At 70.7% G+C, this 10,546-nt stretch carries 9 protein-coding genes; 5 read left to right on the plus strand and 4 right to left on the minus strand.

The features are described from left to right. Window positions 1-22 precede the first annotated feature (22 nt). Window positions 23-1,402: a hypothetical protein gene (locus tag ACZ6S0_RS44000; protein WP_465925382.1), complete on the minus strand. Its 1,380-nt coding sequence runs from the start codon at window positions 1,400-1,402 to the stop codon at window positions 23-25. A gap of 360 nt (window positions 1,403-1,762) precedes the next feature. On the opposite strand from ACZ6S0_RS44000, the gene ACZ6S0_RS44005 reads away from it, so the two are divergent. The 3 genes from ACZ6S0_RS44005 to ACZ6S0_RS44015 all read left to right on the plus strand — a co-directional run bounded on the left by ACZ6S0_RS44005 (window position 1,763) and on the right by ACZ6S0_RS44015 (window position 5,452). Further along, the gene (locus tag ACZ6S0_RS44005) at window positions 1,763-3,241 is read left to right on the plus strand and encodes an AMP-binding protein (protein ID WP_465925384.1); all 1,479 of its coding nucleotides are present in this window, start codon (window positions 1,763-1,765) and stop codon (window positions 3,239-3,241) included. Window positions 3,242-3,326: 85 nt separating this feature from the next. Beyond that, window positions 3,327-3,680 carry a hypothetical protein gene (locus tag ACZ6S0_RS44010; protein ID WP_465925386.1) on the plus strand — a complete coding sequence of 118 codons (354 nt, stop codon included), beginning with the start codon at window positions 3,327-3,329 and terminating at the stop codon, window positions 3,678-3,680. 125 nt (window positions 3,681-3,805) lie between these two features. Continuing rightward, window positions 3,806-5,452, plus strand: a complete 1,647-nt coding sequence (locus ACZ6S0_RS44015; RefSeq protein ID WP_465925388.1) for a DNA repair helicase XPB — start codon at window positions 3,806-3,808, stop codon at window positions 5,450-5,452. A gap of 263 nt (window positions 5,453-5,715) precedes the next feature. Here the strand turns inward: ACZ6S0_RS44015 and ACZ6S0_RS44020 are convergent, their stop codons facing one another. Further along, on the minus strand, window positions 5,716-6,051 hold the full coding sequence (locus ACZ6S0_RS44020; RefSeq protein WP_465925390.1) for a hypothetical protein: 336 nt from the start codon (window positions 6,049-6,051) through the stop codon (window positions 5,716-5,718). Between the two features lie 118 nt (window positions 6,052-6,169). Between ACZ6S0_RS44020 and ACZ6S0_RS44025 the strand changes: the two genes are divergently transcribed. Then, complete coding sequence (locus tag ACZ6S0_RS44025; protein WP_465925392.1) at window positions 6,170-8,182, plus strand: HelD family protein; 2,013 nt, start codon at window positions 6,170-6,172, stop codon at window positions 8,180-8,182. Window positions 8,183-8,381: 199 nt separating this feature from the next. Further along, the gene (locus ACZ6S0_RS44030; protein WP_465925394.1) at window positions 8,382-8,912 is read left to right on the plus strand and encodes a YbhB/YbcL family Raf kinase inhibitor-like protein; all 531 of its coding nucleotides are present in this window, start codon (window positions 8,382-8,384) and stop codon (window positions 8,910-8,912) included. Between the two features lie 105 nt (window positions 8,913-9,017). Here the strand turns inward: ACZ6S0_RS44030 and ACZ6S0_RS44035 are convergent, their stop codons facing one another. Then, on the minus strand, window positions 9,018-9,245 hold the full coding sequence (locus ACZ6S0_RS44035) for a hypothetical protein (RefSeq protein WP_465925396.1): 228 nt from the start codon (window positions 9,243-9,245) through the stop codon (window positions 9,018-9,020). Window positions 9,246-9,389: 144 nt separating this feature from the next. Then, window positions 9,390-10,546, minus strand: a 1,157-nt coding sequence (gene groEL / locus ACZ6S0_RS44040) for a chaperonin GroEL (protein ID WP_465925398.1), incomplete at its 5' end; no start/stop codon positions are given.

Below are 10,546 nucleotides of genomic sequence, written 5' to 3' on the forward strand. Positions count from 1 at the left end.
GGGCGCTCAAGGCTGCGGGCGCTCAAGGCTGCGGGCGGCGTCCCTGCGGGTCGCCGGGCAGCAGCGCCAGTGACCGCTCCGCCACCGCCGCCGCGGGCCCGCCCGCGGAAACCAGCCGCAGCAGCAGCCGCGCGCAGTCGCCGGGGTAGCGGACCGCGAGCCCGCCGCCCAGCGCCACCGCCGCCGTCGTGGCCCGCGCGTCCCCCGGGTCCGCCGCCCAGCTCAGCGCGAGCCCGAGCGCCTCGGGGGCGAGGGTGTCGTCGGCGCACATGTACGACAGCACGTTGGCCGCCGCCACCCGTTCTGCCGCGCCGCCCCGCGCCCAGACCTCCAGGAACTCCTGCCGGACCTCCTTCAACGCGTGCCTGGCCAGCAGCGCCAGCCCAGCCGCGGCGCGTACCTGGCCGGCCGGTCCCTGCCCCGGCAGCGACCTGACCCACTCGCGCACCGGCTGCCACAGCCAGAACCCGTACCGGGCGGCCAGCTCGGCCAGCACCTGCCCGCGCCGGCGGGCGTCGCGGAACCCGACGAGCCCGCCCTCGACGACGACCAGCGGGCAGCGTGAGGGCCGGCGGAGGGTCTCGTGGCCGAGGAGCCGTTCGAGCCGGGCGAGCTGCTCGTCGTAGTCGTCTTCCGCCGCCCGGTGGGTGAACGCCAGCGCCGCCACGGCCAGCACCTCGCGCATGGGCGGCTTGGTGTCGAACCAGGCCGCCACCTCCTCGGCGCCCAGCTCGCCGCCGTGGGCGACGCGGGCGGACAGGCGTACGACCTCGGCGGGCGTCGGCAGGCTCAGCGCCAGGTCCCGGCCGCGGGTCAGCTCCTCCTGGCTGAGGCCCGCCCGCCGTCCGGAGGTTCTCAGGCACAGGTCGTACAGCTCCCCTGGATCGGGCGCGGCCCACGAATGCTCCACCTCGACCGCCTCGGAGGGAGCGCCGCTCCTGGTCACCACCAGGTACGAGCCCAGCTCGGCCAGCTTGCGGGCCAGGTTGACCAGCTCGGTGCGGTCGGTGCTGACCGCGATCCAGTCGTGCAGCAGGTAGGCCCGGCCCGGTTCGTACTCGGTGCCGGACAGCAGGTCGCGCGCGTCCGCGGCCGGTGACAGCACGGTGATGGTGCTCTCGGCCAGCGACATGCGCGACAGCAGGGCGAGGCCGCCCAGCCGCCGGCCCGTCTCCTCCTCGCCGACGAGCACGAGCAGGTGCCGCACGGACAGCCGGCGCACTGCGTCGGGGAAGCAGCCCGGCTCCAGGTACGAGCGCAGCAGTGCGTCGGCCGCGCGCCGGCTCAGGTCTCCGGTGGCCGGGCCGGTCACCGCGCGCAGGTGGTCGCCGACCGCTCTCAGGCTCCCGGTGAGCGTAATGTTGTCGAGGTCGATCTCGCCCGGTTCAGGCGTTTCGGTCACGGAGCCACCTCGGAATTGACTGGAAAGTTTTCTACGGAGTTTCTGGTCAGGCAACAAAATTCTTCGCTTCGCACAGTTTTATGCGAGAGGGTCGCACAGCGTCGCAGCTTCCCGTTGACCTGCGGAGATCAGACCTCACGACCGAGAAAGCGGACATGCCGATCATGCCCTCCATGGCTCCGGCGGGCCCCCACGACCCTTAGGTCTCCAACCTTTACACGATCTAGGCCGACATGAAAACTCGAATGGGGATAGAGGAAGATTAATACGTATTTACGGGCTATGGGGAGGCCGTCCACAATGACTGGTCAAGCCCGTGGCGGCTTGACCGCGCGTCCTCACGCGCAGCAGGTTGGGCATGTGACCGAGCGAACGCTGGGCAGGCTGGCCGAGGAGTCGTGGGACCGCTTCGACGACCACGACTCGATCTTCTACGAGGGCGTGTGGCACCGCAGTCACGCACTCGCCGTACGTGCGCGCCGGATGAGCGGCGGGTTCGCCGAGGCCGGAATCCGGCCGGGCGACCGGGTCGCGGTGATGATGGCGAACTCGCCCGAGGTGCCGCTCGTCTACCAGGCCCTGTGGGCGGCGGGCGCGGTGGTGACGCCGGTGGTGTTCCTGGTGGGACGGGAGGAACTGCGGCACATCCTGCTCGACAGCGGCGCGAGCGCGATCGTGACCTCGCCGGAACTGGCCGGCGACGTCCGCGCCACCGGCGTCGGCCTCCCCGTGCACGTGGACACGGCGGAGCTGGAACGCGCCGCCGAGCGCGGCCCCGTCGGCAGGGACCCGGGCGACCTGGCCGCCCTCATGTACACCGGCGGCACGACCGGCAGGGCCAAGGGCGTCATGCTCAGCCACCACGGCCTGTGGCAGGTGGCCAAGGACGCCTTCGACCTGTCGCACCAGGAGGGGAGGAACCGCGCGCTGGTGCCCGTGCCGCTGTCGCACGCGTACGGGCTGATCGTCACGGTCGCCTCGATGCACGCGAGCGAGCCGCAGCAGGCGGTGCTGATGCGCTGGTTCGACCCGAAGGCGTTCCTGAGGCTGGCCGCCGAGCAGCACGTCCAGTACGGCACCGTCGTACCCGCCATGGTCCACCTCCTGCTCGCCGAGCCGCTGGAGACGTACGAGCTGCCCGACCTGGCCTACCTCACCTGCGGCGCGGCGCCGCTGGGCCGGGCGGCGCTGGAGGAGTTCGAGCGCAGGCTGCCCGGCGTGCGGATCCTGGAGGGCTACGGCCTGACCGAGACCAGCGCGGTCACCACCTTCAACCCGCCGGGCCGGCGCCGGGCGGGCAGCGTCGGGCTGCCGCTGGCCGGCTACACGATCACCATCCGCGACCGCGCGGGCGAGGCGGTGGAGACCGGGGACGTCGGCGAGATCTGCGTCGCCGGGGAGTCGCTCATGCTCGGCTACTGGGGCGAGCACGAGCCCGACCCCGAGGGCACGGCGCTGGTCGGCGACGAACTGCGTACCGGTGATCTCGGGTGCGTGGACGACGACGGGTATCTCTACGTCGTGGACAGGAAGAAGGACCTGATCATCCGTGGCGGCTTCAACGTGTTCCCCCGCGACGTGGAGGACGCGCTCGACCGGCATCCCGACGTCGTGATGTCGGGCGTCGTCGGCCGTCCCGATCCCCGCGTCGGCGAGGAGGTCGTGGCCTTCGTGCAGCTCAGGCCGGGGGCGACGGTGACGGAGGAGGAGCTGATCGGGTGGGCGCGCGAGCGGGTGGGCCGGGTGAAGTATCCCCGCGAGGTGCGCTTCGTCGACTCCGTACCGGTGACCAGCGTGCTCAAGCTCGACCGCAAGGCCCTGCGGAGCAGGCTCGGCTGACCGCCGGGGCGGCTCTGCCGATCTCGCGCCCGCGGTCTGGCGTCTGTCGATTCCGTGATAATTGTTGACCTGTCTGGAGGTGAACATGGGTCAGGAAGATCCGTCGGGATATCCGTACCAGCCTTACGGGGCGCCCTACGGCGAGCAGTCGCCGCCCCAATACGGCTATGGCTACGGCACTCCGCCCCCGCGCGACGACGGACCGAGCGCCAACGCCATCGTCGCGCTCGTGCTCAACCTGATCGCGGTCGTCTCCTGCTGCAACGTCCTGGGCATCCCCGGCGCGATCCTGGCCGGTCTGGCCATCGGCAGGTCACGCACCGAGCCGCGGACCGCGCGCACCATGATCACCTGGAGCTGGGTCCTGTTCGGGCTGGGCTTCGTGGTGACCATCGGCACCTTCCTCGCCCTGGGGTTCAGCGGCGCGTTCGACGACTGATCAGACGGTCCTGAGGACTAATCCTGGCCTGCCCGTTGTTGGAGAGTCGGAGCGGGGAGGCCGGGATCAGGAGACGATGGTCCTGATGCGCCAGGCCCCCGTCTGAACCCCACGGAGAAAAGCCAGTGAGCGATGGACCGCTGATCGTCCAGTCGGACAAGACGCTGCTGCTCGAGGTCGACCACGAGCGGGCCGACGCCTGCCGCAAGGCGATCGCGCCGTTCGCCGAGCTCGAACGCGCTCCAGAACACGTGCACACCTACCGCGTCACCCCGCTGGCGCTGTGGAACGCCCGCGCCGCCGGACACGACGCCGAGCAGGTCATCGACGCGCTGATCAGCCACAGCCGCTACCCGGTGCCGCACGCCCTGCTGGTGGACATCGCCGAGACCATGGCGCGCTACGGCCGACTGCGGCTGGAGAAGGACCCGGGGCACGGGCTCGTGCTCACCTCCACCGACCGGGCCGTGCTCGAAGAGGTGCTGCGTTCGAAGAAGATCCAGCCGATGCTGGGCGACCGGCTCGGCGACGACGCGGTCGTCGTGCATCCGAGCGACCGGGGCAACGTCAAGCAGGCCCTGCTCAAGCTGGGCTGGCCGGCCGAAGACTTGGCGGGCTACGTCGACGGCGAGCAGCACCCGATCAAGCTGCTGCAGGAGGGCTGGGAGCTGCGGCCCTACCAGCGCGAGGCGGCCGAGGCGTTCTGGAACGGCGGCTCGGGCGTGGTCGTGCTGCCCTGCGGCGCGGGCAAGACCATCGTGGGCGCGGCCGCCATGTCCCACGCCGAGGCCACCACGCTCATCCTGGTCACCAACACCGTCTCCGCGCACCAGTGGAAGAGCGAGCTGCTCAGGCGCACGTCGCTGACCGAGGACGAGATCGGCGAATACTCCGGCTCGAAGAAGGAGATCCGCCCGGTCACCATCGCCACCTACCAGGTGATGACCACGCGGCGCAAAGGCGTCTACAGCCATCTGGAGCTGTTCGACGCCCGCGACTGGGGCCTGATCGTCTACGACGAGGTGCACCTGCTGCCCGCGCCGATCTTCCGGATGACCGCCCACCTCCAGGCCCGCAGGCGCGTCGGGCTCACCGCGACGCTGGTGCGGGAGGACGGGCGCGAGGGCGACGTGTTCTCGCTGATCGGCCCCAAGCGCTACGACGCGCCCTGGAAGGAGATGGAGAACCAGGGCTGGATCGCGCCCGCCGACTGCGTCGAAGTACGCGTGACGCTGACGGACCAGGAGCGGCTGGCGTACGCGATGGCCGAGTCCGAGGAGCGTTACCGGTTCTGCGCCACCACGCCGTCCAAGACCCACGTGACCGAGGCCCTCGTCCGCCGCCACCTGGGCGAGCAGGTGCTGGTCATCGGCCAGTACATCGACCAGCTCGACGAGCTGGGCGAGCACCTCAACGCGCCCGTCATCAAGGGCGACACCAAGGTCAAGGAGCGTGAGCGCCTCTACCAGGCGTTCCGCGACAAGGAGATCCAGGTGCTGGTGGTGTCGAAGGTGGCCAACTTCTCCATCGACCTGCCGGAGGCGGCCATCGCCATCCAGGTGTCGGGCACGTTCGGCTCGCGCCAGGAGGAGGCCCAGCGGCTCGGGCGGGTGCTGCGGCCCAAGGCCGACGGCGGGGGCGCCCGGTTCTACACCGTGGTCAGCAGGGACACCGTCGACCAGGAGTTCGCGGCGCACCGGCAGCGGTTCCTGGCCGAGCAGGGGTACGCGTACCAGATCATCGACGCCGACGACGTGCTGGGCGGCGTCTGAGAGGTGTGGTGTGATGCCCGGCCGCTCGCCTGAGCGGCCAGGCATTCAGCGTGGTGTCACGTCCACGAGACTCCGCGGGCCGACATTCGAACCACCCCCCTCACCTGCGTACTATCACGCCGCCTGCGACATACCCCCATGATCCGACAAACGCACCTGAAATGCCCGAATTTTTCGGTATTCCCAGGTTCGTTGAAGAAAGCCGCTTCTGTCGGGCTTGTGGTGATAGACGGGCGGACTCGGGTCCCCCTGCGCGAACCGGCCTAGCGGGACATCATCCCTCCGACGAAGAGCACGCCCTCCGCCGCGATCCAGGCCACCACCCCGGCGGCCATGAGGCCCGCGAACGTGCGCCGGTCCTGCCTGGCCCACGGCAGCAGCCAGGCGGCCGCCGTGCAGCAGGCGGCCAGCGCGGCGAACAACCCCGACACCGTCGAGACCAGCTCGAGCCGCCGCGAGCACGCGGCAGCGGCCTCGTCGCCGGAACAGAACGCCGCCGGCCCCCACCCGGCGAACACCGAGAACCCCCACAACGCCGCCAGCAGGAAGCTCGCGATCGTGGGGATGATCGGCGAGAAACGGAGTTGGACCCGCGCCACCTCCCGTCCCTACCCCGCCCGCCGCCGGTAAATACCTTGGAGGCCCAGCCGAGTCGCCATTAAACTGGCGGATTCGCTGCCTTGACCACCTCCGTAATCCACCAGGGAGACGTTCCGCATGCCCGCGCACCAACTGGCCCCCGACATACCCCCCGACCTGCCCACCGACGTGCTCGCCGCCGAGCAGGCACACCTGGCCGGCTCCAGGGCCGCGCTGCAGGCCATGCGGGCCCACGCCCAGTCCCTGTCCGCCGACGCGGCCGGCGACTGGGTGTCGCAGCAGATCCTCCAGTCGCTGCTCGACCAGCGGGTGGCGGCCCTGGCCGACCATCCGGACACGCCGCTGTTCTTCGGCCGCCTCGACCGCACCGGCCACGACGACCTGCCCCGCACGATCTACGTCGGCCGCCGCCACGTGCACGACGGCCACAGCAAGCCGCTGGTCATCGACTGGCGGGCCCCGGTGTCCCGCGCGTTCTACCAGGCCAGCCCGGCCGAGCCGATGGGCGTCGTACGCCGGCGCCGCTTCGGCTACCACGGCGGCGCGCTGACCGCGTACGAGGACGAGCCGCTCGGCGAGGGCGGCCAGATCGGCCCCTCGAAGATCCTCACCGAGGAGATCGAACGCCCGCGCACCGGCCCCATGCGCGACATCGTGGCCACCATCCAGCCCGACCAGGACGAGATCGTCCGCTCCACGCTGGCCCAGACCGTGTGCGTGCAGGGCGCGCCCGGCACCGGGAAGACCGCCGTCGGCCTGCACCGGGCCGCCTACCTGCTGTTCACCCACCGCGAGCGGCTGGCCAGGTCGGGAGTCATGATCGTCGGGCCCAACCGGGCCTTCCTCTCCTACATCTCCTCCGTGCTGCCCGCGCTCGGCGAGGTCAAGGTCGACCAGACCACGGTGGCCGGGCTGCTCGGCGAGCACGCCACGCCGGAGGATCCGCTCGTGGCGGCGGCGAAGGGCGACGCCAGGATGGCCGCCGTGCTCGAACGCGCCCTCTGGCTGCACATCACGAAGCCCGAGGAGGGGGTGGTGTTCACGAAGGGCGCCTACCGCTACCGGGTGGCCGACCACGAGGTACGCGAGATCGTCGCCTCCCTGCGCGGCACCACCCGCTACAACCCCGGCAGGGCCGCGCTGGCGCAGCGGCTGGCACACCAGGTCCTGGTGCGGATGGAGCAGCGGGGCGAGTCGCCCGACGACCGGGTCCAGGACGCCGTGGCCCGGTCGAAGCCGGTCAGGCAGCTCGTCGACGCGGTGTGGCCCAAGCTGACGCCCGAGCAGGTCCTCCATCGGCTCCTCGCCGACCCGGACTTCCTCGCCAAGGCCGCCAAAACCGATTTGTCGCCCGACGAGCAGGAAATGCTGATCTGGCGGAAGCCGTACCGGAGTCACAAGTCCGCCAAGTGGTCCGCCGCCGACGCCGCCCTCCTCGACGAGCTCCTCGACCTCATGGAACGCACCCCCTCCCTGGGCCACCTCGTGGTGGACGAGGCTCAGGACCTGTCCGAGATGCAGCTCAGGGCGCTGGGCCGCCGGTGCCGCAACGGCTCGGCCACCGTGCTCGGCGACCTGGCCCAGGGCACGACGCCGTGGTCGACCAGGTCGTGGGAGGCGGTGCTCGAGCACCTGGGGCAGCGCGAGGGTGAGGTGACGGAGCTGACGCTCGGCTTCCGCGTACCGCGCGAGGTCCTCGACTACGCGGCCCGCCTCCTCCCCTCCATCGCGCCCGAACTGGCCGCCCCGCGCTCGCTGCGCCCCGGCGTCGGCTCGCTCACGATCACCCCGGGCGGCTCGGTCGCGCGGGCCGCCGAGGAGTCCCTGGGCAAGGAGGGCTCCATCGGCGTCATCGTCCCCGACGCGCTGGTCGCACAGGTCTCGCAGGCGCTCGACGGCCTCCCGCACGCCGTGCTCGACCCCGACTCCGCCGAGGAGCACCGCCTCCTCGTCGTCCCCGCCACCCTGGTCAAGGGCCTGGAGTACGACCACGTCATCGTGGTCGAACCGGCCGACATCGTCTCGGCCGAGCCGAGAGGGCTGGCCCGGCTCTACGTCGTGCTGACCCGCGCGGTGACCTCGCTGACGGTCCTGCACGACAAGCCCCTCCCCGCCGAACTGACCGCCTGACCAGCCCGTACGACGCCCCGCCCCCAGCGGTCCGCTCGAACGCACGAGCCCCACGGCCGGAGCGACAACCCAACGCCCCACTCCCCCCAGAACGCCCGACGACGGGCCGGTTGATCGTGGTGGTGGCTTGGGAGGTGGCGGGCGCGGCCGCTTCTAGGATGGCTGGGCAAGCACCCGGCTCTCACCCAAGGAGGATGCCGTGCCCGCACCGCTTCCCCACGAACACCTGCCGTCGGTCCCCGCACTCGTGGTCGAGAGCGACGACCTCCAAGACGGCGGAACGCTCTCCGACCTGCACGTCTTCAACGACTGGGGCATGACGGGCCAGAACCTGTCGCCCCACCTGCGCTGGTCAGGCGCCCCTGAGGGCACCCGGGGCTACGCCGTCACCTGTTTCGACCCCGACGCGCCCACGGGCAGCGGTTTCTGGCACTGGGTGCTGTTCGACCTGCCGGTGTCGGTGACGGAGCTGCCCACGGGCGCGGGCACCGCCCCCGACTTCAAGGGGCTGCCCGAGGGCGCCACGCACGCCCGCAACGACTACGGCCTCAAGGCGTACGGCGGCGCGGCCCCGCCTCCCGGCGACCCGCACCGCTACGTGTTCACGGTGCACGCGCTGGGCGTCGACTCGCTCGGGGTCGACAGCGACGCGAGCCCGGCGGTGGTCGGTTTCAACATCACGGCCAACACCCTGGCCCGGGGCCACATCATCGCCTCCTACGGCGTCTGACCCGACACCTCCGGTCTCGGGGGGCACGCGGGCACCGTCCGCCAGGAGGAAGACCAGAGCGCCCCTGCCGTGATCGGCGGGGCGCTCCGGTGTGTCGGGGTCGGATCAGCCGGCGATCTTGGCCTGGGCGCAGGCCATGAGCTGCGGCAGCAGCGCGTCGACGATCGCGATCCCCGTCGTCGCGCCCGGCAGGCACAGCGGGGCCTGCAGCTCTCGCAGAATGCCGAGGTCGGTCACGAAGTTCTCGTCGGCGTACGCCGGGGCGGCCGTGGCGGTGGCGGCGGCCAGGGTCAGAGCGGCGATACCGAAAATGCGCTTGCTGCGGGAAAGCATTGTCTACTCCTTCGTTGAGGTGTGTGGCACCACCTTTCCTCACCGTAAGTAGTAGATCAATTGCGAAACGTAATGGCAGTTCAACAAAAACAAGAGCGGCCCGGAAAGAACCCGGGCCGCCCTACGTTCCGGCGACGAAAAGACCTAGAAGTCCATGTCGCCGCCACCCGGCATGGCCGGAGCGGCGGGGGTCTTCTCGGGCTTCTCGGCGATGACGGCCTCGGTCGTCAGGAACAGCGCCGCGATGGAGGCGGCGTTCTGCAGCGCCGAACGGGTCACCTTGGCCGGGTCGAGAATGCCGGCCTCGAACATGTTGACATATTCGCCCGAAGCGGCGTTGAGGCCCTCGCCCGGGGTGAGGTTGCGCACGCGCTCGACCACGACGCCGCCCTCGAGACCGGCGTTGACCGCGATCTGCTTGAGCGGCTCCTCCAGCGCCTTCTTCACGATGGCGGCACCGGTGGCCTCGTCGCCCGAGAGCTCGAGCTTGTCGAACGCCTTCGCACCGGCCTGCAGCAGCGCCACGCCACCGCCGGGGACGATGCCCTCCTCGACGGCCGCCTTGGCGTTGCGCACGGCGTCCTCGATGCGGTGCTTGCGCTCCTTCAGCTCGACCTCGGTCGCCGCGCCCGCCTTGATGACGGCCACGCCGCCGGCCAGCTTGGCCAGCCGCTCCTGCAGCTTCTCGCGGTCGTAGTCGGAGTCGGTGCGCTCGATCTCGGCGCGGATCTCGTTGACCCGGCCGGAGATCTGCTCGGCGTCACCGGCGCCGTCGACGATCGTGGTCTCGTCCTTGGTGACGACGACCTTGCGAGCGCGACCGAGCAGGTCGAGGGTGGCGGTCTCGAGCTTGAGGCCGACCTCCTCGGCGATGACCTGGCCACCGGTCAGGATGGCGATGTCGTTGAGCATGGCCTTGCGACGGTCACCGAAGCCCGGGGCCTTGACCGCGACGGAGCGGAACAGGCCGCGGATCTTGTTGACGACCAGGGTGGCCAGGGCCTCGCCCTCGACGTCCTCGGCGATGATCAGCAGCGGCTTGCCCGACTGCACGACCTTGTCGAGCAGCGGCAGCAGGTCCTTGTTGGCGGAGACCTTGCTGTTGACGATCAGGATGTACGGGTCTTCGAGCACAGCCTCCATGCGGTCGGAGTCGGTGACGAAGTACATCGACGTCATGCCCTTGTCGAAGCGCATGCCCTCGGTGAGCTCGAGCTCCAGGCCGAAGGTGTTGCTCTCCTCGACGGTGATGACGCCTTCCTTGCCGACCTTGTCCATCGCCTCGGCGATGAGCGAGCCGA

This window comes from Nonomuraea sp. NPDC051298 (assembly GCF_055586305.1).

Excerpts from the sequence above, each read along its gene's own strand:
- ACZ6S0_RS44010 (WP_465925386.1), top strand. The coding sequence starts at position 3,327 with ATGGGTCAGGAAGATCCGTCGGGATATCCGTACCAGCCTTACGGGGCG.
- ACZ6S0_RS44025 (WP_465925392.1), top strand. The coding sequence starts at position 6,170 with ATGCCCGCGCACCAACTGGCCCCCGACATACCCCCCGACCTGCCCACC.
- ACZ6S0_RS44035 (WP_465925396.1), bottom strand. The coding sequence starts at position 9,245 with ATGCTTTCCCGCAGCAAGCGCATTTTCGGTATCGCCGCTCTGACCCTG.